Source organism: Pseudomonas nitroreducens (assembly GCF_014204515.1).
Lineage (GTDB): Bacteria > Pseudomonadota > Gammaproteobacteria > Pseudomonadales > Pseudomonadaceae > Pseudomonas > Pseudomonas nitritireducens_A.
Genome location: NZ_JACHLI010000006.1, coordinates 167447 through 190729 on the forward strand (window position 1 = coordinate 167447; position 23283 = coordinate 190729).

Annotated in this window: 21 protein-coding genes; 11 read left to right on the forward strand and 10 right to left on the reverse strand. The window is 67.0% G+C overall.

Annotated features, from left to right (window positions below; all coding sequences use genetic code 11):
- Positions 1 to 77 precede the first annotated feature (77 nt).
- On the reverse strand, positions 78 to 767 hold the full coding sequence (locus HNP46_RS10375; protein WP_184588477.1) for an MOSC domain-containing protein: 690 nt from the start codon (positions 765 to 767) through the stop codon (positions 78 to 80).
- Between the two features lie 137 nt (positions 768 to 904).
- Here HNP46_RS10375 and HNP46_RS10380 point away from each other — a divergent pair, with 137 nt between their 5' ends.
- Entirely contained in the window at positions 905 to 1144 is a 240-nt protein-coding gene (locus HNP46_RS10380; protein WP_184588479.1) for a cytoplasmic protein, read from the forward strand.
- An 89-nt stretch (positions 1145 to 1233) separates the two neighbouring features.
- Here HNP46_RS10380 and HNP46_RS10385 read toward each other — a convergent pair whose 3' ends face one another.
- From HNP46_RS10385 to HNP46_RS10415, 7 genes are all read right to left on the reverse strand, one after another.
- The gene (locus tag HNP46_RS10385) at positions 1234 to 2094 is read right to left on the reverse strand and encodes an EamA family transporter (RefSeq protein WP_184588481.1); all 861 of its coding nucleotides are present in this window, start codon (positions 2092 to 2094) and stop codon (positions 1234 to 1236) included.
- A 27-nt stretch (positions 2095 to 2121) separates the two neighbouring features.
- The gene (gene agmR, locus HNP46_RS10390; protein ID WP_184588483.1) at positions 2122 to 2787 is read right to left on the reverse strand and encodes a response regulator AgmR; all 666 of its coding nucleotides are present in this window, start codon (positions 2785 to 2787) and stop codon (positions 2122 to 2124) included.
- A gap of 42 nt (positions 2788 to 2829) precedes the next feature.
- Positions 2830 to 3405: a PQQ-dependent catabolism-associated CXXCW motif protein gene (locus tag HNP46_RS10395; protein WP_184588485.1), complete on the reverse strand. Its 576-nt coding sequence runs from the start codon at positions 3403 to 3405 to the stop codon at positions 2830 to 2832.
- A gap of 105 nt (positions 3406 to 3510) precedes the next feature.
- On the reverse strand, positions 3511 to 4329 hold the full coding sequence (locus HNP46_RS10400) for an ABC transporter permease (RefSeq protein WP_184588488.1): 819 nt from the start codon (positions 4327 to 4329) through the stop codon (positions 3511 to 3513).
- Positions 4326 to 5057: an ABC transporter ATP-binding protein gene (locus HNP46_RS10405; RefSeq protein ID WP_184588739.1), complete on the reverse strand. Its 732-nt coding sequence runs from the start codon at positions 5055 to 5057 to the stop codon at positions 4326 to 4328. The genes HNP46_RS10400 and HNP46_RS10405 overlap by 4 nt, the downstream gene beginning before the upstream one ends.
- Before the next feature lie 41 nt (positions 5058 to 5098).
- Positions 5099 to 6082: a YVTN family beta-propeller repeat protein gene (locus HNP46_RS10410; protein ID WP_409372428.1), complete on the reverse strand. Its 984-nt coding sequence runs from the start codon at positions 6080 to 6082 to the stop codon at positions 5099 to 5101.
- An 11-nt stretch (positions 6083 to 6093) separates the two neighbouring features.
- Complete coding sequence (locus HNP46_RS10415; protein WP_184588492.1) at positions 6094 to 7296, reverse strand: ABC transporter substrate-binding protein; 1203 nt, start codon at positions 7294 to 7296, stop codon at positions 6094 to 6096.
- A gap of 161 nt (positions 7297 to 7457) precedes the next feature.
- On the opposite strand from HNP46_RS10415, the gene HNP46_RS10420 reads away from it, so the two are divergent.
- Genes HNP46_RS10420 through HNP46_RS10430 form a run of 3 tightly spaced genes read left to right on the forward strand, consistent with a single transcriptional unit; the run spans position 7458 to position 9550 of the window.
- Positions 7458 to 7616: a hypothetical protein gene (locus HNP46_RS10420; protein ID WP_184588495.1), complete on the forward strand. Its 159-nt coding sequence runs from the start codon at positions 7458 to 7460 to the stop codon at positions 7614 to 7616.
- Positions 7617 to 8897 (forward strand): HAMP domain-containing sensor histidine kinase, encoded by a 1281-nt coding sequence (locus HNP46_RS10425; protein WP_184588497.1) that lies wholly within the window; start codon positions 7617 to 7619, stop codon positions 8895 to 8897.
- Positions 8894 to 9550 carry a response regulator gene (locus tag HNP46_RS10430; RefSeq protein WP_184588499.1) on the forward strand — a complete coding sequence of 219 codons (657 nt, stop codon included), beginning with the start codon at positions 8894 to 8896 and terminating at the stop codon, positions 9548 to 9550. Before HNP46_RS10425 ends, HNP46_RS10430 begins: the two co-directional genes overlap by 4 nt.
- 203 nt (positions 9551 to 9753) lie before the next feature.
- Here HNP46_RS10430 and HNP46_RS10435 read toward each other — a convergent pair whose 3' ends face one another.
- Entirely contained in the window at positions 9754 to 10416 is a 663-nt protein-coding gene (locus HNP46_RS10435) for a pentapeptide repeat-containing protein (RefSeq protein ID WP_184588501.1), read from the reverse strand.
- A 57-nt stretch (positions 10417 to 10473) separates the two neighbouring features.
- A complete protein-coding gene (gene exaA / locus HNP46_RS10440) occupies positions 10474 to 12345 on the reverse strand; it encodes a quinoprotein ethanol dehydrogenase (protein ID WP_184588504.1) in 1872 nt (623 codons plus the stop codon).
- 307 nt (positions 12346 to 12652) lie between these two features.
- Here exaA and pedF point away from each other — a divergent pair, with 307 nt between their 5' ends.
- The 7 genes from pedF to HNP46_RS10475 all read left to right on the forward strand — a co-directional run bounded on the left by pedF (position 12653) and on the right by HNP46_RS10475 (position 23279).
- Complete coding sequence (gene pedF, locus HNP46_RS10445; protein ID WP_184588506.1) at positions 12653 to 13090, forward strand: cytochrome c-550 PedF; 438 nt, start codon at positions 12653 to 12655, stop codon at positions 13088 to 13090.
- A gap of 5 nt (positions 13091 to 13095) precedes the next feature.
- Positions 13096 to 13995, forward strand: a complete 900-nt coding sequence (locus tag HNP46_RS10450) for a substrate-binding periplasmic protein (protein WP_184588509.1) — start codon at positions 13096 to 13098, stop codon at positions 13993 to 13995.
- Positions 13996 to 14005: 10 nt separating this feature from the next.
- On the forward strand, positions 14006 to 14755 hold the full coding sequence (locus HNP46_RS10455; protein ID WP_184588511.1) for a quinoprotein dehydrogenase-associated SoxYZ-like carrier: 750 nt from the start codon (positions 14006 to 14008) through the stop codon (positions 14753 to 14755).
- A gap of 42 nt (positions 14756 to 14797) precedes the next feature.
- Complete coding sequence (locus tag HNP46_RS10460; RefSeq protein WP_184588513.1) at positions 14798 to 15727, forward strand: quinoprotein relay system zinc metallohydrolase 1; 930 nt, start codon at positions 14798 to 14800, stop codon at positions 15725 to 15727.
- A gap of 455 nt (positions 15728 to 16182) precedes the next feature.
- A complete protein-coding gene (locus HNP46_RS10465) occupies positions 16183 to 17955 on the forward strand; it encodes a methanol/ethanol family PQQ-dependent dehydrogenase (protein WP_184588515.1) in 1773 nt (590 codons plus the stop codon).
- 973 nt (positions 17956 to 18928) lie between these two features.
- Positions 18929 to 20449, forward strand: coding sequence for an acetaldehyde dehydrogenase ExaC (gene exaC / locus HNP46_RS10470; protein ID WP_184588517.1), 1521 nt, complete (start codon positions 18929 to 18931; stop codon positions 20447 to 20449).
- Between the two features lie 646 nt (positions 20450 to 21095).
- A complete protein-coding gene (locus tag HNP46_RS10475; protein ID WP_184588519.1) occupies positions 21096 to 23279 on the forward strand; it encodes a PQQ-dependent dehydrogenase, methanol/ethanol family in 2184 nt (727 codons plus the stop codon).
- Positions 23280 to 23283 lie beyond the last annotated feature (4 nt).

Here is a 23283-nt window from a genome sequence, read left to right on the forward strand (position 1 = left end):
ATTGCGGCGAATGTGCAGGACTTTGCGTTTCGCTGTATAGATTTGGAAATAGCGATGGCTATCTAATCGCCATCTTTTTATCGGCCTTGCAGGCGTGGACTCCAGTCTTCGACCTGACCCTGCTCCAGCCGCCGACCCAGTGTGCGCTGCCAGTTCGGTGGCAGCGGCAGTTCCAGGCACTCGCGCAGAAGGTCGCTATCCACGCGCTTGTCGAACAGCACGCCGCACAGCCGTTGCAGCGACCAGTCGGCAAAGGGGCGTTCCAGCACTTCCAGGGTCGCCCCGGCGCTCACTACGCCGTCCTCCAGCACCCGGTAGTACCAGCCCGTGCGCCCGGATTCCTGCACCCGCAGGGCCATCTGCGCCACCGCGAAACGGTCGTTGAGTTTCCAGCAGGGCATGCGCCCCTGGGACACCTCCAGCAGGGCCGTGCCTGCGCGGATACGATCGCCCAGGCAGAGGTCGGCCTCGGTCCAGCCGCAGGTGCTGAAGTTCTCGCCGAAGGCGCCGGGGCGCTCCAGCAGCGGGTGCGCGCCGAGTTCGGCGGCCCATTCGGCGTAGTGCTCGCGAGGGTAGTGGTGGATGGCCTTTTCCACGCCGCCGTGGACGCGCAGGTCGCCCTGCTCGTCGCTCTCCAGGCCCAGGCGGGTGACCTTCAGTGCCGCCTGGCGCGGCTGCTTGGCGATGGCACTGAGGGAGCCGGGACGGCTGAAGGGCACGGCGCGGCCGGTAAGCAGGGAGTCGAGGCGGACGGCGGAAAGGCTCATGGCGAAGTTCTCGGATAAAACGGTGAACATGGTATCGATCAAAAACTACCTGGACAAAATCCGCCGGATCGGTAGTCTCTGTCAAGGTATCGATTCGATACTTTTACGCTTTCCTACCTGATTCCGGTGAGCTCCCCATGCAGAAATACCGTCTGACCCTCCAGCGTCACGGCCAGTTGCTCGGCCATTTCGACTCCGACCTGCCCTGGGCCCGCGACGCCATACGGGCGGTCGCCGAAGCCTTGGGCGGGCAGGGCTTCGACCTGCAGCTGCAGGTGGCCGAGGGCGAGCGACGCCTGCTGGAGAGCTCGCCGGAAGGCATCCGGATACTGGCCTGCGAGCCGTTGTATCGACCCCGCGCGCTGACCGAGCTGTAGGGCATCGTTCCTCAGGCTTGCAGAGGGCAGGACTGCTCGTTCGCAGGCTCGCTCGGAACCGCGAGGGCGAGTCCTGCCGGGGCAGCGGTTCAGGCGCGCTGGGCAGCCGGTGCGCGGACCTTGGCCAGCAGGATCAGGGCGATCCCGCCCAGTACCGCCAGGGACACCAGCGCCAGGCGCAGGCTGATCGCCTCGCCCAGCAGCGCGGCGCCGGAGAGGGCGGCGAGGATCGGCACGCTCAACTGCACCGAGGCGCCCTGGATCGCCGAAAGGCCCGGCAGCGCGCTGTACCAGATGGCGTAGCCGATGCCTGAGGCCACCGCGCCGGACAGCACGGCATAGACGATGCCCAGCGTGTCCACCCGCAGATCGGCGTGGAAGAACGCTGCCAGCAGCGCGGCGAAGGCGATGGCGCGGACGAAGTTGCCGCTGCTGATCGCCAGCGGATCGCTGCCCCGGCGGCCCAGCAGCGAGTAGAGCCCCCAGGCCACGCCCGACAGCAGCATCAGCAGCGCGCCGGCCAGCGGTGGCGCGCTGGCACCGGGCAGCAGCTGGGCGAGCAGCCCGCCCAGGGCCAGCAGCAAACCGACCAGCGCCTGTCCGTGCAGGCGTTCGCCGCGCAGCAGGCCGACCAGGATCATGGTCACCTGTACCGCGCCGAACAGCAGCAGTGCACCGGTGCCGGCGTCCAGTTGCACGTAGGCGTAGGAGAAGGCCGCGGCGTAGACGAACAGTGCCGCCGCCGCGCGCCAGTTGCCGCCTTCGCTGGCCACGCGACGGCGCAGTTTCAGCAGCAGGGCGAGCATCAGCGCGCCGGAGAGGATGCGGATGCCGGTGAAGCTCACCGCGTCGATGCTGGTGGCCTTCAGGGCCAGGCGACAGAGGATGGAGTTGCCGGCGAAGGCGACCATCGCCAGGCCGGTGAGGCTCAGGGTGCGGCTGGAAGGCATCGAGTGGTTCCCGGTAGCCGAAAAGGGTCAGCGGCGCAGGTAGGCCGCAAAGTCGATATCGCCTGCGCAGAGGATGGCCTGCACGCGGTTGTGCACCTTCAGCTTGCGCAGGATCGCCGAGACGTGGGCCTTCACCGTGGTTTCGGCGATCTCCAGGTGGTAGGCGATCTGCTTGTTGGACTCGCCCTTGGTCATCCGCTCCAGCACCAGCAACTGCTTGCGGGTCAGCGCCTGCAGCAGTTCCGGCGGGATGCTGTGGTCCTCCTGGCCGCTGCGGCGCGGCGAGGATTTCTGCGTGCGGATGATGTCCGACGGCAGGTAGACGTTGCCGTTAAGGATCTGCTCGATGGCCTCGGTCATCTGCACGCGCGGCGAGGATTTGGTGATGAAACCCACGGCACCGTAAGTGATGGCTTGCAGCACGACCTGCTTGTCCTGCTCGGCGGAGACGATCACCACCGGGATGGTCGGCGCCTCGTTGCGCAGGTTCATCAGGCCGTTGAGGCCGTGCATGCCGGGCATGTTCAGGTCGAGCAGGATGAGGTCGAGGTCGTCGTGCTCCTGGGTCAGGCCCAGGGCGCTGTCGAGGTCGGCGGTCTCCATCACTTCACTGCCGGGGAAGCCATCGGCGATGACGTTGTGGATGGCCTCGCGGAACAGCGGGTGATCGTCGGCGATCAGGATCTTGTACATGGCCTGCACCTCGTTGTTGTCGTTATGGGCGGTGATCGCAAGTTACTGCAGGGGCTGCGGCTGGGCGTCCTGCAGGGGCAGTCCGGCCTGTTCCCAGGCGTCGATACCGTCACGGTACCAGTAGAGGCTGGCGTAGCCCAGCGCGTGTGCGCGGCGGATGGCGTTCCAGCTCATCCAGCAGTCGGAGCGGCAGTAGAACACCAGCGGGCGCTTGGCATCGCCGTCGGTGAGGCGGGCCAGGTTCTGTTCGAGGTAGGCCTGCCACTGCGGCTCCAGGGTGCCGGTGCCGACGTTGGCCAGCCACAGGCTGCCGGGCAGGTTGCGGTGCTGTTCGTCCGCGACGAACCGGCCGTTGAGGAAGGTGCGGCGGTAGACGTCCACCAGCCGCGTCTGCGGTTCGCGCTGGAGCAGTTGCTGCAGCGCGGGTGTGTCGAGGGTGGTGGCGTGCTCGGCGGAAGGTGGCGTCGGGCTGCGGTACTGGGCCAGGCGGTAGCCGTCGGCGGAAAACAGCGGCGCGTCCTCGGCCTGCGCAGTCGGCAGCGCGAGGGCAAGGCTGAGCAGGCACGCGGCTAGGCAGCCGCTCACATGGCCGGGCAGGGCAGGAGCAAGGCGAGGCATGGCGGTATCTCTTTTAGTTCTTCTTGTAATGGCTATTAGAGGCCGGCTGTGCGGCTTTGGAAATTCGACGTCCGGAGGGGCGAACCGCTACCAAAGTAGTAGGTTTCAGCCCTTGCGCAGGGCGGCGTGCTGCGGGTTGAAAGTGAGCACGGCGAGACCGGCGAAGAGCAGCGTCAGCCCCAGGCAGACGCCCGTGGCGAGCAGGTTGAAGCGCTCGTACAGCGCGAAGCGCACCAGCTCCACGGCGTGGCTGAACGGGTTCAGCGCGCACAGCCAGTACAGCCACTGGCTGGCCTCGCGCATCTTCCACAGCGGGTAGAGCGCGGAGGAGAGGAAGAACAGCGGGAAGATGACGAAATTCATCACCCCGGCGAAGTTCTCCAGCTGGCGGATGCCGTTGGACAGCAGCAACCCCAGCGCGCCCAGCAGCAGGGCCGCCAGCAGCAAGGCCGGCAGCGCGGCGAGCAGCCCCAGGGGCGGCGGCTGCACGCCATACAGCCAGGCGATCAGCAGGAAGGCATAGACCTGCAGCAGCGACACCAGCGCGGTGGCCAGCAGCTTGCTGGCGAGCAGGAAGGCGCGCGGCAGCGGGCTGGTCAGCAGCACACGCATGCTGCCCATCTCGCGGTCGTAGACCATCGACAGCGAGCCCTGCATGCCGTTGAACAGCAGGATCATGCAGCACAGCCCCGGCACTATGTAGGTCTCGTAGGTGACGTAGGTGTCGTACGGCTGGATGATCGAGATGCCCAGCGCGGCGCGGAAACCGGCGGCGAACACCAGCAGCCAGAGCAGCGGCCGCACCAGCGCGCTGAGAAAGCGCGAGCGCTGCAGGACGAAGCGCAGCCACTCGCGCATGACGATGCCGCACAGGCACTGCCAGTAGGCGGCGGGGCCCAGGCGCGGGTTTCCCAGGGCGCTCATGCGCAGGCCTCCAGGCGCGTCAGGCGCTGGAAGGCGCGTTCGAGATTGCCGGCGTCAGGTGCGCAGATGTCCCGCGCCTCGCCACGGGCGACCAGGCGGCCACGGTCGAGCACCAGCAGCGCATCGTCGTCGCGTACTTCATCCAGCAGGTGAGTGGTCCAGAGCACCGCCAGGCCGTCTTCGCGGCACAGCCGGCGGACATGGTTGTTGAGCGCCTGGCGGGCTGCCGGGTCGAGGCCGACGCTGGCTTCGTCGAGCAGCAGCAGGCGCGGGCGATGCAGTAGCGCACGGGCGATCTCCACCCGCCGACGATGCCCGCCATTGAGCGCGCGGACCTTGTCGCGGCGGCGCTCCTGCAACTGCTGCCGGGCCAGTTCGGCGTCGATCCGCTCGTTCGCCACGCTGCGCGGCAGGCCGTGCAGGGCGGCGTGGTAACGCAGGTTCTGCTCCACGCTCAGGTCCAGGTCCAGGGTGCTCTGCTGGAACACCACGCCCAGTTCCCGCAGGGCCAGGCGCGGCTGGCGACGCAGGCTGCAACCGAGCACCTCGATCTCGCCCTGCTGCAGATCGTAGAGGCGGGTGAGCAGGGCGATGAGGGTGGACTTGCCGGCGCCGTTGGGGCCGAGCAGGGCGGTGAAGCGCCCGGCCGGCAGCTCGAACGCCAGGCCGTCGAGGGCGCGGCGCAGGCCATAGGAGAAACCGACGTCGCGCACCGCCAGCGCATTCAAGGGGGATGCGTTCATGGCGGAGGCGTTCATGGCAGGTGCGCTCATGGCGTCACCACCACGCCCCAGGGATAGCGGCCGACCTTGATCGATTTGGTGACCTTGCGCGAGTCGACGTCGATCACCGACACATCACCGCTGACACCGTTGGTGGCCAGCAGGGTCTTCTCGTCCGGCGTAAAGGCCAGGTGCCAGACGCGGCGGCCCACCAGCAGGTAGTCGAGCACCTCGAAGGTCTTCGCATCCACCACCGCCACGTGGTTGGCCGGGCCGAGGGCGACGAAGGCGTACTGGCCGTCGCGGGTCAGCTGCACGCCCACCGGCTGCACCTTGTCCGGGTGCACGCCCTTGATCTCGAAGCGCAGGGTCTTGAGGATCTTGCGGGTGGCGGTGTCGACCACGCTGACGGTGCCGCCGATCTCCGCCGAGACCCAGACCTGCGAGCCGTCGTGGGTGAACTCGGCATGGCGCGGGCGCTGGTCCACCAGGGTGCTGTCCACCAGCTTCTGCGTCGAGGTGTCGATCCAGTGCAACATGTTGGTGGTTTCGCTGGTGTTCACCGCCCACTTGCCGTCCGGGCTCACTGCCATGCCTTCGGGTTCGACGCCGACGTCGATCTGCCCGAGTACCTGGGCGGTCTGGGTGTCGACCACGGTGACCAGCGCATCGTCCTCGTTGGAAACGTACAGCCAGCGGTCATTGGGGTGCAGGGCGAACTGCTCGGGATCGGCGCCCGAGGGCAGCTGTCTGATGATCTTGCGCGTGGCGAGGTCGAGCACCTGCACGGTGTCCGAGTCGCTCGCGCAGATATACAGCAGCTTGTTGTCGTGGGACAGCGCCAGCCCGCGCGGGCGCTTGCCGGTGTCGATGGTGCCGGTGACGGTCATCGTGTCCAGGTCGATGACGCTGAGGTTGTTGTCCTTCTCGTTGGATACGTAGGCCGTGGCGGCGAAGGCGGGCGGCACCAGCCCGAGGGCGAGACTCAGGCAGGAGAGGGCAAGCAGGCGGGGCATGGGCAGGGTCCTCATGGGAGTTCTTCTTATGGGGTGGCTTCGGCGAGATGGCACCGGCTTTCCGGTGCGTCGAGGCCGAGGCTGTCGAGTTCGCTGGCGGGGTGCAGGAAGCCTTCCTGCGGCGAGGTGCTGACCAGCGCGCGCGGCTGCACCAGCGGGATCGGCTGGCGCAGCTGGCCGTCCCAGGGGCGGAAGCCGAGCTTGTAGCCCTTGAAGCCGTCCAGCGGCAGGTCGGGGGACAGCGACAGCTTGCGGATCGCCTGCGGGTCGGCATCACGCAGCCGCGTCACGGCGCTGGCGATGCTGCGCACGGCGATCCAGGCGGCGAAGTCACGGTCGTTCATCCAGCGCCCGGCGTGCTCCTCGAAGCGCTTCTGCAGCTGCGCGGCGCCGTAGGTTTCCACGGTCTTGTGCCAGCCCGTGGCGACCAACCCCTGGGTGCCAGCCACCGGGCGCGGCAGCCAGGTGTTGTAGGGCACGTATTCGCCGAAGTCGCCGTGCTCGTCGGCCACCAGCACAGCGTCGTAGTCCTCGCTGGACTGGGTGAACAGCGCCATGTCGGCCTGGGCGCTGCGGCGCTGGTCGTTGTCGAAGGTGAAAGGTTTCTCCTCGACGATCTTCGCCCCGAAACGCTTGGCCGAGCGGCGCAGGGCGTTGGCGTAGAGGGTGTCTTCCGGGCGCTGGCCGACGATCAGCAGCCAGCGTGTCCACTTGCGCAGCACCAGGAACTGGGTGAGCGCGTCGGTCAGCATCAGCCGGCTGGGCAGGGTGTGCAGCACGTTCACTGCGCAGTCGCTGGCGCGCAGTTCGTCATCGGCGGCGCCGGTGTTGAACAGCAGGCTGTCCGGCAGCGCAGTGGCCAGTTGGCGCAGTTGGTCCGCCGGGGCGTTGACCACGAACAGGCGCAGGCCGGCATCGTGCAGGCGTTTGGCTTCAGCCAGCAGCTTGTCTGGAGTGTCGGAGCTGGCGGCCTCCAGGCTGTAGCGCTGCTTGAGGAAGCGCCCGGTGCTGTTGCTGTCGGTGATCGCCAGCTCCGCGCCGCGCAGCCCGGCGTCGGTGGGTTCGGGGATGACGTTGGACAGCAGTGGGCCGGGGTCGGGCGTGTAGCCCAGGTAGCCGATGCGGATGTCCAGGGCGGCGGCATCCTCCGCACGGGCGTCGAGGCTGAAGGCGGCGGCGCAGGCAACCGCCAGCAGATAGACCACGCCGTGCAGGACGAACTGGCGCATGGGGCGATTCCTTTTCTGGTTCTTGTGCGGCCAGCATAGGAAGCGCCAGGGGTGCGGCAAATATGCAGAAAGTAGCGGTTGGGGCAGTACCAAGGTAGTAGGTCGCGCACCGCGCCCGCGGCCTAGGATGGCGCTACAAGAACCAGAAGAGGAGCGTCGCCATGCGTATCGCCGTCACCCTCGTCCTGCCGATCCTGCTGATGCTCAGCCTGTTCGGCTTCGACTTCCTCTACACCCGCAACGGCTACCTGCCGGCAGCCGAATTGCGCGCGCCCGTGGCGCCGGTCGGCTGCCTCACGACCTGCCGCAGCGTCCCCTAGATGTCCGCGCTGTGGCGGATCAACCTGCTGGTCGCGCTGTTCTTCGGCCTGCTCGCCGCGGTGTGCCTGGCGGTGCTGCTGCACCAGGGCAACGATGATGTACGCCGCGAGATGGAGGCCGCCCGTGGCGTGCTCGACTACCTGCGCGAAGCGGCGCAGCGCGACCCCGCCAGCCTCGACCCCGACCTCACCGCCGGCCTGCGCCATGTGCGCGTACGCTGGCTGGACGCCACTGCGCCGGTGGCGCCTTCCGGGCTGGACGACTGGCTGGCTGCGCGCCTGTATCCCGACCTGCCGGCGCCGACCCTGCTGACCCTCGCCGACGGCCGCCGCGTGCAGCTGAGCCTCGATCCGCGCGACGAGATCGACGAGGTACGCGATTCGCTGGTGCAGTTGCTGGTGCTGTTCGGCGTTTCCCTGCTGGCCAGCCTCTTGGCGATCCGCTGGGCGGTGCGCGGCGGTTTGCGCGTGCTGCAGCAGTTGCAGGATGCGCTGGGCGATGTTTCCCGTGGCGAGTTCCAGGTGCGCCTGGCGGATCACTCGCTGCCCGAGGCGCAGCGCCTGGCCAGTGGTTTCAACGGCATGGCGGCGACGCTGGAGAGGGCCTGCGTGGAAAACGCCGAGCTGACCCGCGCGCTGCTGGCCGTGCAGGAGCGCGAACGCCAGCAACTGGCCCAGGCGCTGCACGACGACATCGGCCAGTACCTGGCCGGTATCCGCGCCCAGGTGTTCCTGCTGCGCAGCCTGGAGAGCCAGGATGGCCTCGCCTTCGCGACCCTCGACCGCCTGGAGCAGCACTGCCAGGGGCTCAATGAAAGCTTCCGCGCGCTGGTGCGTGATCTCTATCCGGTGGTGCTGGAACGGGTCAGCCTGGAGGAGGCGCTGCGCCTGCATGTCGAGCAGTGGCAAGCCAGCCAGGGGGTGGCCTGCCGCTTGCGCCTGGACCGGCTGCCGGCGCTGCCGTCGATCGCCAAGGCGCATCTGTATCGCCTGTTGCAGGAGGCGCTGACCAACGTCGCCCGGCATGCCGGTGCCCACCAGGTGCGCGTGGTGTTGCGTCGGCGCGGTGGCCGTCTTTACCTGTGGGTGCGTGACGATGGCCGTGGCTGCAACGGGCTGCCTCGTGTGGGCATCGGCATGCGCTCCATGCGCGAGCGCGCACGCTGCCTGGGTGGCGAGCTGCACCTGCGTCGCCGCCCCGGTGGCGGCTTGGCGCTGCGCCTGTGGATGCCGCTGGCGGAAGCAACGCTGGAAGGCATCTCGAATGGAGAGCGGGCATGAAGATATTGCTGGTGGATGATCATTTCGTGGTGCGCGACGGCATCGCCTCGCTGCTGCGCGGGTTGATCCCGGAAGTGGAAGTGAGCGAGGCCGCCGATGGCGAAGCCGCGCTGGAGGCGGTGCAGCGCAGCGTGCCCAGCCTGGTCATCCTCGACATCGGCCTGCCGGGCATCAGCGGCCTGGAGGTCACCCGCCGGCTGCGCCAGCGCCTGCCGCAACTGCGCGTGCTGTTCTTCAGCATGCACGATGAACTGCCGCTGGTCCGCCAGGCGCTGGATGCCGGCGCGGCGGGCTATATCACCAAGGGCGCGTCACCGGCGGTGCTGGTGGAGGCGGTGCGGCGCATTCTCGCCGGCCACGCCTACATCGAGCAGCCCCTGGCCACCGAGCTGGCGCGCCAGCCCCAGGGCGCCGACGGCCAGGACCCGCGCCTGCAGGGCATGACCCAGCGCGAGTTCGAAATATTCGTGATGCTCGCCCGCGGCCTGCCGGTACGGCAGGTGGCCGAGCACCTGTGCATCAGCGCGAAGACGGTGTCGAACCACGTCACCCTGCTCAAGCAGAAGCTGCAGGTGGTGTCCCACGCCGAGCTGGTGCACCTGGCGATCGATACCGGCGTGCTGCGGGTTGGCGGCGAGGCGCTGGTGGGCTGACTGTCCCGGCCGAACAGGCCTTGGCTCACTTCAGACTTACCGGTGAGCACCCGGTAGGATGGCGTGGAGCGCAGCGATACCCATCGATACGTGCGCCGACAGCATGGGTATCGCTGCGCTCCACCCATCCTACGCAGAGCTCCGTGTCGCTCTGCAATCGGGGCTCTTGCAGCTGCGGAGGCGCCCCGGAGCCAGCCTACGACTCAGTCCCAGCCACCCGGGCAGCCCTTGCAGCCTTCCATGTTGCTGCCCTGGAAGTTGCCGAAGCGCTGGCGGCTGCCGCGCAGGTCGGCGTCTTCCAGGTTGGCTTCGGCGAGCTTCACTTCCTGCAGGTTGGCGTCGCGCAGGTCGGCGCCCTTGAGGTCGGCGCGGGACAGCCAGGTCATCTCCAGGTCGGCCGCACGCAGGTTGGCCTGGTGCAGCTTGCCGCCGCTCAGGCGGGCGAACTCCAGGTAGGCGGCGGTGAGGTCGGCGCCTTGCCATTGCGCGCCCTGGGCGAACAGGCCCCAGGCCTGGATGGCGACCAGCTTCGCGCCGCTCAGGTCGGCACCGCGCAGGTCGGCCTGCTGCAGGCTGGCACGGGTCAGATCGGCGCCGTTGAGCTGGGCCTTCTGCAGGTTGGCCAGGTCCAGCCTGGCGTGGCGCAGGTCGGCCCCGGCGAGGTTGGCGCCGGCCAGGTTCATGCGCATCAGGTCCTGGTTGCGCAGGTCGGCGCCACGCAGGTCGGCGTTGGGGCATTGGCTGTCCGGGGCGATCCGGCAGCCGGCGATGACGGTGGCCTCGTCATCATCAGGCGCTTCGGCCGGCTGGCTGGTAGCGAAGGCAAGGGTGGAAAGGGGGAACAACAGGCAGGCGAGCAGGCGCATGGCGATCTCCTGGCGAAATGAGAAAGGCCCGCGCCGGGTCCGGCGCGGGCCAGGGCATCAGCGGCTGGCGGTCTTGTTGTCCCAGCTGGGCAGCTTGAACACCCAGAAGGACCCGCCCTGGGCCACCGGCTTGGTCAGCTCGGCCATGTCGCCGCCCCACAGCGGTACCGCGCCGCCGTAGCCGACGGTCACGCCGATGTACTGCTCGCCGTCCTGCTCCCAGGTGATGGGCGGGGAGACGATGCCGCTGCCGGTCTGGAACTGCCACAGCTCCTTGCCGGTCCTGGCGTCGAAGGCCTTGAAGAAGCCCTCGCCGGTGCCGGTGAACACCAGGTTGCCGGCGGTGGCCAGCACGCCGGCCCACAGCGGCAGGTGATCCTTGTATTCCCACTCGACCTTGCCGGTGGTGGGGTTCATGGCGCGCAGGGTGCCGACGTGGTCGTCATACATGCGCTTGATGCGGAAGCCCATGCCCAGGTAGGCGCTGCCCTTGGCGTAGTTCACTTCCTCGGTCCAGTAGTCCTCCTTCCAGTGGTTGGCGGGGACGTAGAACAGCCCGGTGTCCTGGCTGTAGGCCATGGGGTTCCAGTTCTTGCCGCCGAGGAACGGCGGCGAGACTTCCACCGCCTTGCCGTGCTTCTGGCCCGGCTCGGGCAGCGGCGGGCGCTGGCCTTCGTTTTCCACCGGGCGGCCGGTCTTCAGGTCGATGTGGCTGGCCCAGGTGATGTTGTCGACGAAGGGGAAGGCGTTCTGCAGTTTTCCGTTGGTGCGGTCCACCACGTAGAAGAAGCCATTGCGGTCGGCGTGGGCGGTGGCCTTGACGATCTTGCCGTCCTTGGCCTTGTAGTCGAACAGCACCAGTTCGTTGTTGCCGGAGAAGTCCCAGGCGTCGTTGGGGGTGTGCTGGTAGAACCATTTCACTTCGCCGGTGCTCGGGTCGACGCCGACCTGGCCGGAGGTGTAGAGGCTGTCGTAGTCGTGCGGGTTGCCGCCCTTGGCGGTGCGCGCCCAGGTGTTCCACGGGCCGGGGTTGCCGGCGCCGACGATGATGGTGTTGGTCTCGGCATCGAAGCTCGCGCTCTGCCACGGGGCGCCGCCGCCGTGGCTCCAGGCCTCGACCTTGCCGGTGGGGGAGTTCTTGTCTTCCGGCCAGGACGGCGCCTTCACGTCGCCGGTGACGGTGCTGTCCTTGCCGTTGAGGCGGCCCATGTGGCCCTCGACGAAGGGCCGCATCCAGATTTCCTCGCCGGTGTCCGGGTCGCGGGCGAACAGGCGGCCGACCACGCCGAACTCGTCGCCGGAACTGCCGTGGATCATCAGTACCTTGCCGGTCTTGCCGTCCTTCACGAAGGTCGGCGCGCCGGTCATGGTGTAGCCGGCGCCGTGGTCGCCGAATTTCTTCTTCCACACCACCTTGCCGGTGTTCTTGTTCAGCGCTACGACCGAGGCGTCGAGGGTGCCGAAGTAGATCTTGTCGCCGTAGATGGCGGCGCCACGGTTGACCACGTCGCAGCACGGGCGGATGTCGTCGGGCAGGCGGTGGTTGTAGGTCCACAGGCGCTTGCCGGTCTTCGCATCCAGGGCGAACAGCCGCGAGTAGGAGGCGGTGACGTAGACCACGCCGTCGCTGACGATGGCCTGGGATTCCTGGCCGCGCTGCTTCTCGTCGCCGAAGGAGTAGGACCAGGCCGGGGTCAGCTTGAACACGTTGTCGGCATTGACCTGCTTGAGCGGACTCCAGCGCTGTGCATTGGTGCCCATACCGTACTGCAGCACGTCGCCGGTGGTCTTGTGGTCGTTGGCGATGTCGTCCCAGGTCACGTCCTTGGCCAGGGCGGAGCCGGCGGCGGTGAGGGCGATGGCGCAGGCGAGGCCGCTGAAGAGGAGTGGTAGGGGGGCGAGGCGCAGGGGAGCTGTTGTTGTTCTCATGGTGGTTTCCCGTGATGGATGGCGGCAGGCCGCTGCACGTGCCGCGGCGAATCCATGGTGGGAGGAGGGCGCACTGGCGGGGAACGGAAAAGCTCCCGGCGATGCCGGGACTATTTCCCGGTGCGGGCATGACTTGGACTTGCTGCGAAAGGTCGGGCGCTGGCCGACCGCCGTCCTAGTACCAAGGGAGTAGACGGCAGCATCCAAAGCAGGATTCGGCCGCCGGCGGCGCGTTCTTACCATCGTCATCACTGGCGTCGTTCCGGGCGCCGTGCCTTGCCAAGCATCTCGATGAGAGGATGAAGTGATGAACAACAAGAACGTGCTGTGTGGCCTGCTGTTGCTGGCCGGCCTGGGTGTTTCCGGTCTGGCCCTGTCCCACGGCAATGTGACGCCCCAGGCAGTGGATACCACGGGGCTGGAACCGCTGGGCAAGGAATGGCGCGAGACCAACCCCTACCGCGAACCCTACGCCAACCACGCCAAGGCGGTGGAAATCGGCGCCTCGGCCTACAACCAGAACTGCGCGCGCTGCCATGGCCTGGAGGCCAAGTCCGGCGGCATCGCACCCGATCTGCGCATGCTCGACGTGGGCGCCGAGGGGGACGAGTGGTTCAAGGAGCGGGTGATCAACGGCGCGGTGCGCGACGGTGCGGTGTACATGCCGAAGATGGCCGACTTCATCAGCCAGGAAGGCCTCTGGGCGATCCGCACCTACCTGGACAGCGTGCACGTGGACGAGTGATCGCCATGCGCCTGCCCAGCCTGCTCTGCGCAGTCTTTCTGAGCCTCGCCCTGTGCCTGCTGCACGGGCAGGCGCAGGCCAAGGTGCGCCCCTACGAGGACATGGTCGCCAGCGGCGTGTTGCGGGTGGCCGTGTACGAGAACTTCCCGCCCTACAGCTACAGGCAGGACGGGCAGGCGCACGGTATCGACATCGACCTGGCCACGCGCCTGGCCAGCGGCCTGGGCCTGCGCCCGGAGTTCCTCTGGGTCGTTCCTGGCGAAAGCCTGGACGATGACCTGCGCAACTTCATCTGGAAGGGCCACTACCTGCGCCCCGGCGTGGTCGCTGACGTGATGCTGCGCGTGCCTTACGACCGCCAGTACGCCAACCGGCGCAATGACGTCGGTGAGCTGGCCAACGAGCAGGTGGTGATGTTCGGTCCCTATCAACGCGAGCGCTGGCAGGTGGTCAGCGACGACCGTCGGTTGCCCGCGGTGGACACCATCGCCGCGTTCCGCGAACACCCCATCGGCGTCGAGCTGGACAGCGTGCCGTCGTTCTACCTGACCTCGGTGCTGGGCGGCCAGCTCAGCCGCATGACCATCCACTTCCCCAGTACCCAGGCAGCCTTCGACGGCATGCGCGCGGGCAAGGTGGATGCAGTCATGGCCCTGCGCGGCGAGCTGGACTGGATGCGCACGCAGGCCGCCGACCAGCACCTGAGGAACGCCGAAAACACCTACCCGAACCTCGGCCAGCCCGAGTGGGACATCGGCATGGCGGTGCACGAGAGCAATCGCCAGCTATCCAACGCCCTGGACGGCGAGCTGGAGGAGCTGGTGCGCAGCGGCGAGCTGGCAAAGCTCTACGCGGCCTACGGCGTGCGCTACGAACTGCCGGGGCTCTATCAGGACGTGCAGTGAGGGAAAGAGGATGCACAGGCGCGAACTGCTGCTGGGGATCTGCGCGCTGCCACTGCTGGCAGCGGCGGTGGAGGGCGACCCGATGCCCTCGGTGATGTGGGACTACCACCACAAGCGCCTGCTCAATGGCGAACCCTACGTGTTCGACGAGCGCGTCAAGCTGGGCGTGCCGCCGTTTGCCGAGGATTCCCGCCAGGTGCCGGTGGAGGTGGACGCCCGCGCCTTGCCGGGGCGCTTCGACCGCCTGCTGCTGTGGGCCGAGCTGAACCCGATTCCCCATGTGCTGACGCTCTATCCGGGCGAACACCTGGAGCCGCTGCTGGCGGTACGCATCCGCATCGAACAGGCCACGCCGATCCGCGCGGCGTTGCGCGATGAGAAGGGCGTCTGGCACGTCGGCTCGGCCTGGATCGACGCGGCCGGTGGCGGCTGCACCGCACCCAGCGTGGTACGTGCACAACCGGGCTGGGAGGACCGTCTCGGCCAGGTGCACGGCGAGTCCTACGCCAAGGGCGAATACAGCCGGGTGCGCCTGTCGGTGTCACACCCGATGGACAACGGCCTGGTCGGCGGCATTCCCGAGTTCTACCTGGATCACGCCGAACTGCGCGGCCCGGACGGCGAAGTCTTCGCCCGCCTGGACCTGTTCCCGGCGGTGAGCGAGAACCCGACCTTCACCTTCGAGGTGCGCGACCATCCGCACACCCAACTCTGGCTGCACGACAACAACGGCAACGAATTCCAGGCCGCTCTGCGCTGACAGCGCAGCGAGCTGGCGCCGCCCTGTGCTGACGAGGTACCCATGCGTTTCCTCCTGATCGCCCTGGCCTTCCTGTGCCTGCCGGCACTGGCCGACCTGCAGTACCACCTCCAACCCCGGCAGATCGCCGAGGGCACCTGGCTGGTGGAAGGCAGTACCGACAACTTCGGCAAGGACAACGGTGGCGCCATCGTCAACGTCGCTTTCATCGACACCGGCGACGGCGTGCTGGTGATCGACACCGGACCGTCGAAGCGCTACGGCGAAACCCTGCGCGCGCTGATCCAGCAGACCACCGGCAAGCCGGTGAAGCGCGTGCTGCTGACCCATCACCACCCCGACCATGTGCTGGGCAACCAGGCCTTCACCGGCGTGCCCATCGGCGCGCTGGCCGGCACCGGCAAGCTGCTGAAGGAGCAGGGCAACGCCATGGCGGAGAACATGTACCGCCTGGTCGGCGACTGGATGCGCGGCACGGAAGTCGTGCTACCCAGCGAGACGGTGACGCCGGGCGAGCTGCAGATGGGCAGCCACCGCTTCCGTCTGCTCGGCCTGCGCGGCCATACCGGCGCCGACCTGGCGATCCTCGACGAGACTACCGGCGTGCTGTTCGCCGGGGACATCCTGTTCTACCAGCGCGCGCTGACCACACCGAACAGCCCGGGGCTGGACGTCTGGCTGGGCGATCTCGACACCCTGCAGCAACTGCCGTGGAAGCTCATCGTTCCCGGCCACGGCCCCATCGCCAGCGATGCCGCGCCTTTCGCGCAGATGCGCGATTACCTCGGCTGGCTCGACAGCGTGATGCGCGACGGCATCGCCCAGGGCGCCGACATGAACGACCTGCTGCGCACGCCCATCCCCGAGCGTTTTGCCGGCGTCAGCCTGACGCGCTACGAGCTGATCCGCAGCGTCAGCCACCTCTATCCGCGCTACGAGCAGAAGGCGCTGCCGCGCGTTGACGAACAGTGATCGCGCGTTCGTAGGATGGCGTGGAGCGAAGCGATACCCATCATTTCCATACGCCATCCGCATGGGTATCGCTGCGCTCCACCCATCCTACCCGTGCCCACTCTGACGGCTCGCTGCGAGGCTGACCGTAGGAGCGGACCTTGTCCGCGAAATCCTCTGCGGAGGGCGCATTACTTCTACCCGACCTCCGAGCTGCAGCGCCCACGCGCAATCCAGGAGCGTAGGGCGGATAACCTGGAGCAGGTTATCCGCCGGATTCGACGCGACGGATAACGCTGGCGCGTTATGCGCCCTACGCAAGCCTTGAGTTTCGTGGCGCTGCGGCAGGGTATTGCTACCAAGGAACTAGGCAATTCGGCACTGCGTTCAATTGTTGGCCCGGCCCGGCAAACCAAGAATTCGGGCAGACCGGGAAATTTTCCCGGGTACAACAACAATCGCAGAGGCGCATCGCCATGAGACAGCTTCAACCTTTCGCCCGCACCGTGCTGTTCACCGCCATCGGCCTGGCCAGCCTGGGCGCCCACGCCGGGGTGACCGATCAGGACATCAGTGATTCCGCCAATCGCACCGACCAGATCGTGGTCAACGGGATCAACCAGCAGGGTCAGCGCTTCAGCCCGCTGAAGACGCTCAACAGCGACAACGTGAAGGAGCTGCGGCCGGTCTGGGCGCTGTCCTTCGGCGGCGAGAAGCAGCGCGGCCAGCAGGCGCAACCGCTGATCAAGGACGGCGTGATGTACGTCACCGCCTCCTACTCGCGGGTGTTCGCCGCCGATGCGCGCACCGGGCGCAAGCTCTGGCAGTACGACGCGCGCCTGCCTGACGGCATCATGCCCTGCTGCGACGTGATCAACCGTGGCGTCGCCCTCTACGGCGACCTGGTGATCTTCGGCACCCTGGACGCCAAGCTGGTGGCGCTGAACAAGGACACCGGCAAGGTGGTGTGGAAGAAGACCGTGGCCGACTACAAGGCCGGTTACTCCATTTCCGCCGCGCCGCTGATCGCCAAGGGCAAGCTGATCACCGGCGTGGCCGGCGGCGAGTTCGGCGTGGTCGGCAAGATCGAAGCCTACAACCCCAGCAACGGCGAGCTGCTGTGGAGCCGCCCGACCGTGGAGGGCCACATGGGCTACGTCTACAAGGACGGCAAGGCGGTGGAGAACGGCATCTCCGGCGGCGAGGCGGGCAAGACCTGGCCGGGCGATCTGTGGAAGACCGGTGGCGCCGCACCCTGGCTGGGCGGCTACTACGACCCGAGCACCGACTCGCTGTTCATCGGCACCGGCAACCCGTCGCCGTGGAACTCGCACCTGCGCCCCGGCGACAACCTGTTCTCCTCTTCGCGCCTGGCGCTGAACCCGGAAGACGGCTCGATCAAGTGGCACTTCCAGACCACCCCGCACGACGGCTGGGACTTCGACGGCGTCAACGAGCTGGTCTCCTTCGACTACAAGGACGGCGGCAAGACCGTGAAGGCTGCTGCCACCGCCGACCGCAACGGCTTCTTCTACGTGCTCGACCGCACCAACGGCAAGTTCATCCGCGGCTTCCCCTTCGTCGACAAGGTGACCTGGGCCAAGGGCCTGGACGAGAACGGCCGGCCGATCTACGACGACGCCCACCGTCCCGGCGCGCCGGGCGAAGGCGGCGAGAAGGGCACCTCGGTGTTCGTCGCGCCGTCCTTCCTCGGCGGCAAGAACTGGATGCCCATGGCCTACAGCCAGGACACCGGGCTGTTCTACGTGCCCTCCAACGAGTGGGGCATGGACATGTGGAACGAGAACATCGCCTACAAGAAGGGCGCGGCGTACCTGGGCGCGGGCTTCACCATCAAGCCGCTGAACGAGAAGTACATCGGCGTGCTGCGCGCCATCGACCCGAAGACCGGCAAGCAGGTCTGGCGCTACGAGAACTACGCGCCGCTGTGGGGTGGCGTGCTGGCGACCCACGGCAACCTGGTGTTCACCGGCAACCCGGAGGGCTACCTGATGGCCTTCGATGCCAAGACCGGCAAGAAGCTCTACCAGTTCAACACCGGCTCGGGCGTGATCGCCTCGCCGATCACCTGGGAAATGGACGGCGAGCAGTACGTCACCGTGTTGTCCGGCTGGGGCGGCGCGGTGCCGCTGTGGGGCGGCGAGGTGGCCAAGCGCATCAAGGACCTGGACCAGGGCGGAATGATCTGGACCTTCAAGCTGCCCAAGGAGCTGGTGGCGAAGAAGTGATGGTTCTGTGAGGGGAGCAGGGGCCGGCTGTTGAGCCGGCCCTTTGCTTTGGCGCGCTGTTCGCGCTGCTCGTGCGATTGGCCTTTGGGGATTTCTGCGTCGCAATTGGGTGCGCGGATGCATTGGGTTTTGCCCTTCGGGCGACCTCCTTTGGAAATCGATGGATGGCCGCCTCACCCAAAGCCGTAGGGCGCATAACGCGCCAGCGTTATCCGCCGTCGTGGTATCGGCGGATAACCCGTTCCGGGTTATGCGCCCTACGTACTATCAAGCAGCGTAGGAGCGGACTTTGTCCGCGATGTGTCTGCCTCGCTCCGGGTTTCCCGCGTCGCTTCGGCGTACGCGCGGATTTCGTGTTTCGCCCCCTCGGGCGAGTCCCTTTTGGCAAACGTCGGATAGCCGCCCTCCCAAAAGGAACCAAAAGGTCTTGCCCCGGACATCCGGTTTTTCGCTTAGGCGAAAAATTCCCTCGTTGAATTGAAGTTTCAGGGGCACGCGCTGACGGGCCATCCCTGGCCCGACAGCGCTCTCGCGACATCCATGTCGCTCAACCCCTGAAACTTCAATTCAACGAGGCCTCCTGAACGGGGCATTCGGCGTGTGCGGACGTTTCTCTGGAAGCCTTCAAAAGCTGACAGCCAAAGATGAAACAGAGCACAGACACCGCCTTCTCAGGAGGGAGCGGTCTTGGTCCCGTAAATTCGCAGCGGCTGACTTGTAGTGACAGTCAGGCACATGAGTTTGCTGCCCACCTGTAGGAGCGAGCTTGCTCGCGAATAGGCTCAGCTGTGATGTCCTGTTTTTGATCAAGAGCCAGGCGCCCCCGGCTACTACGAATAGCCAACCGCCACCCTCTACTACCAAATAAGTAACCCACCACTCCCATGGGTGCATTCCGGGTCGGGAACGGCGCTGCCTAAGATCGCCCCATCACCTGGCCGATGGAGGCCGGGACCCGACAGGAGAGCACCCCATGATCTACGCCCCACCCGGAACCCCAGGCGCCGTGGTCACCCTCAAGCCACGCTACGGCAACTACATCGGCGGCGAGTTCGTCGCGCCGGTGCTGGGCCAGTACTTCAGCAACACCTCGCCGGTGAACGGCGAGGTCATCGCCGAGTTCCCGCGCTCCACTGCCGAGGACATCGAGCTCGCCCTGGATGCTGCTCACGCCGCCGCCAATGCCTGGGGGCGCACTTCAGTGCAGGACCGCGCGCTGATCCTGCTGAAGATCGCCGACCGCATCGAACTGAACCTGGAACAACTGGCCGTCGCCGAAACCTGGGACAACGGCAAGGCCGTGCGCGAAACCCTCAACGCCGACGTGCCGTTGGCCGCCGACCACTTCCGCTACTACGCCGGCTGCATCCGCGCCCAGGAAGGCGGCGCCGCCGAGATCAACGAGAACACCGTCGCCTACCACATCCACGAACCGCTGGGCGTGGTCGGGCAGATCATCCCGTGGAACTTCCCGCTGCTGATGGCCGCGTGGAAACTCGCCCCGGCCCTGGCCGCCGGCAACTGCGTGGTGCTCAAGCCTGCCGAGCAGACGCCGCTGTCGATCATGCTGCTGGCGGAGATCATCGGTGACCTGCTGCCGCCGGGCGTGTTGAACATCGTCCAGGGCTTCGGCAAGGAAGCCGGCCAGGCGCTGGCCACCAGCAAGCGCATCGCCAAGATCGCCTTCACCGGCTCCACCCCGGTGGGCTCGCACATCCTCCACTGCGCGGCGGAGAACATCATTCCGTCCACCGTGGAGCTGGGCGGCAAGAGTCCCAACATCTTCTTCGAGGACATCATGCAGGCCGAGCCGGCCTTCATCGAGAAGGCCGCCGAGGGTCTGGTGCTGGCCTTCTTCAACCAGGGCGAAGTCTGCACCTGCCCGTCGCGGGCGCTGGTGCAGGAGTCGATCTTCGAGCCGTTCATGGTCGAGGTGCTGAAGAAGATCAAGGCGATCAAGCGCGGCAACCCGCTGGACACCGAGACCATGGTCGGCGCCCAGGCTTCGCAGCAGCAGTACGAGAAGATCCTGTCCTACCTCGACATCGCCCAGGGCGAAGGCGCCGAGCTGCTCACCGGCGGCTCCAGCGAGCGCCTGGAAGGCGACCTGGCCAGCGGTTACTACATCCAGCCGACCCTGCTCAAGGGACACAACGGCATGCGCGTATTCCAGGAGGAAATCTTCGGCCCGGTGGTGGGTGTGACCACCTTCAAGGACGAAGCCGAAGCCCTGGCGATCGCCAACGACACCGAGTTCGGCCTCGGCGCCGGCGTGTGGACCCGCGACATCAACCGCGCCTGGCGCATGGGCCGGGGCATCCAGTCCGGCCGTGTGTGGACCAACTGCTACCACCTGTACCCGGCCCACGCCGCGTTCGGTGGCTACAAGAAGTCCGGCGTCGGCCGCGAGACCCACAAGATGATGCTCGACCACTACCAGCAGACCAAGAACCTGCTGGTGAGCTACGACATCAACCCGCTGGGCTTCTTCTGACTGTCAGCAGTAAACCGGCGAGCCTTCCCCCATCAGGTTCGCCGGCCCCTTTTCCGCTGTACCCCGCCTGGCACTCCACCGGGCATCCCTTGTGTCGACGCGCCCGTTCGGGTGGCCGTCCGCTTCCGTACCCATTCCACGGGTGACGGCCTTCGTCGAACGCGGCTCCTGCCGCGTTTTCTTTTTCCCCGGCTGGCCCCACGGTTCGTTCCTGCGTAGGAGCGGACTCCGTCCGCGATCGGCCTCGCTTCGCGCCGGACACCATCGCGGATGAATCCGCTCCTACGAAAGCAGCCCCTTGCCTGACTGCCGCATCTACCCGCGCCAAGCTCACCGGCCAACTCTGCGTAGGATGGCGTGGAGCGCAGCGATACCCATCATCTTCCCCGCGCCTGCAGCATGGGTATCGCTGCGCTCCACCCATCCTACAAGAGCGTGCGCAGCGTCCCGCTCGCGCAACACCTGCCGCCGTCCCGCGCGACACCTGTAGCGACCGCAACACCGCCCGCGCATCCCGTCGGGAACCCCAGATGCCAGGAATGGCGGGCCCTGCAGCCAATTCCGCCAACCCTGGCACAGCGGTTGCTCTCTCGCTTGCAAGCCGTGGCGAACGATCCGCGGCACCAACAAGAATCGGAGAAACTCCATGAGATCGATTGGCCTGCACGTGCCTTCCGTTCGCCTGCAACCCGCCCTGCGTCATTCCCTGCTGACCGCCTCGCTGCTGATGGCCGGTCTGTCTCCCAACCTCCATGCCGCCGAAAGTCCTGCCAACGTCGACGGCCAGCGCATCGCCGCCGCCGACAAGGAACCGGGCAACTGGATGACCACCGGCCGCACCTACGACGAACAGCGCTACAGCCCGCTCAAGCAGATCGACCAGAGCAACGTCGGCGGCCTGGGCCTGGCCTGGAGCCACAAGCTGGACATCGACCGTGGCGTGGAAGCCACGCCCATCGTGGTCGATGGCGTGATGTACACCACCGGGCCGTTTTCCATCGTCTACGCGCTGGACGCCCGCAGCGGCGAGTTGCTGTGGAAGTACGACCCGCAGTCCGACCGCAGCCGCGCCGGCGAAGCCTGCTGCGACGCGGTCAACCGTGGCGTGGCGGTGTGGAAGGGCAAGGTCTACGTCGGCGTGCTCGATGGCCGCCTGGAGGCCATCGACGCCAAGACCGGCAAGCGCGTGTGGAGCGTCGATACCCGCACCGATCCCTCGCGCAGCATCACCATCACCGGCGCGCCGCGCATCGTGAAGGGCAAGGTGATCATCGGCAACGGCGGCGCCGAGTTCGGCGTGCGCGGCTACATCACCGCCTACGACGCCGAGACCGGCAAGCAGGACTGGCGCTTCTTCACCGTGCCCGGCGACCCCAAGGAAATGCCCAAGGGCAAGGGCATGGAGATCGCCGCCAAGACCTGGTTCGGCGACAACTACCACAAGCAGGGCGGTGGCGGCACCGTGTGGGACTCGATGTCCTACGACCCGGAGCTGAACCTGCTGTACATCGGCGTCGGCAACGGCTCCTCGTGGAACCCGCGCATCCGCAGCGAAGGCAAGGGCGACAACCTGTTCCTCTCGTCCATCGTCGCCATCAACCCGGACAACGGCGAATACGTCTGGCACTACCAGACCACGCCGGGCGACGCCTGGGACTACACCGCCACCCAGCACATCATGCTGGTGGACCTGAAGATCGACGGCAAGCAGCGCAAGGTGCTGATGCAGGCGCCGAAGAACGGCTTCTTCTACGTCATCGACCGCGCCACCGGCGAGCTGCTCTCGGCGAAGAACTTCATCCCGATCAACTGGGCCACCGGCATCGACATGAAGACCGGCCGGCCGATCCGCAACGAGAAGGTCGCCGAATACTGGAAGGACCCGCAGAAGAAGGCGCGCCTGATCCAGCCGGCCTTCTGGGGCGCCCACGACTGGCAGCCCATGTCCTACAACCCCAACACGGGCCTGGTGTACATCCCGGCGCACATCATGTCGGCGATGTACCAGGACGTCGACGGCGCGCCGCCGCGCTCGAAGTTCAAGAGCATCTACCAGCTCGACGTCAACACCGGGATGATGCCCGAGGACCCGGAAGGCCTGCGCAAGATCGCCGATACCTGGACCGGCAAGCTGATCGCCTGGGACCCGGTGAAGCAGGAAAAACGCTGGGAAGTGCCCTACAGCACCATCTTCAACGGCGGCACCCTGAGCACCGCCGGCAACCTGGTGTTCGAAGGCACTGCCGACGGCCGCGTGGTGGCCTACGCCGCCGAGACCGGCAAGAAGCTCTGGGAGTCCCCGGCCAACACCGGCGTGATGGCCGCGCCGATCACCTATGAGGTGGACGGCGAGCAGTACGTGACCTTCATGGCCGGTTGGGGCGGCGCCTTCTCCACTTTCGCCGGCGCCCTGTCGCTGCGCGCCGGGGTCAAGCCCAACGCCCAGGTGCTGACCTACAAGCTGGGCGGCACCGCCAAGCTGCCGGACATCAACTACAAGTGGGCCGACCGCAAGCCCGAGCCGCCAGCGCTGACCGGCACCATCGCGCAGATCGATCAGGGCCGCGAGCTGTTCAACTCCAGCTGCTCGCAGTGCCACGGCATCAACGCCATCAGCGGCGGCGTGGTGCCCGACCTGCGCACCCTCAGCGCGGAAAACCACCAGCGCTTCCTCGGCATCGTCTACGGCGGCCGCATCCCCGACGGCATGCCGTCGTTCCAGGGCCACCTCGACCTGCAGCAGGCCGAGGCCGTGCACCAGTACCTGATCAAGCGCGCCTACGACCTCAAGGAACAACTGGCCGGCGCGCAGAAGACCGCCGCCAAGTGACCGT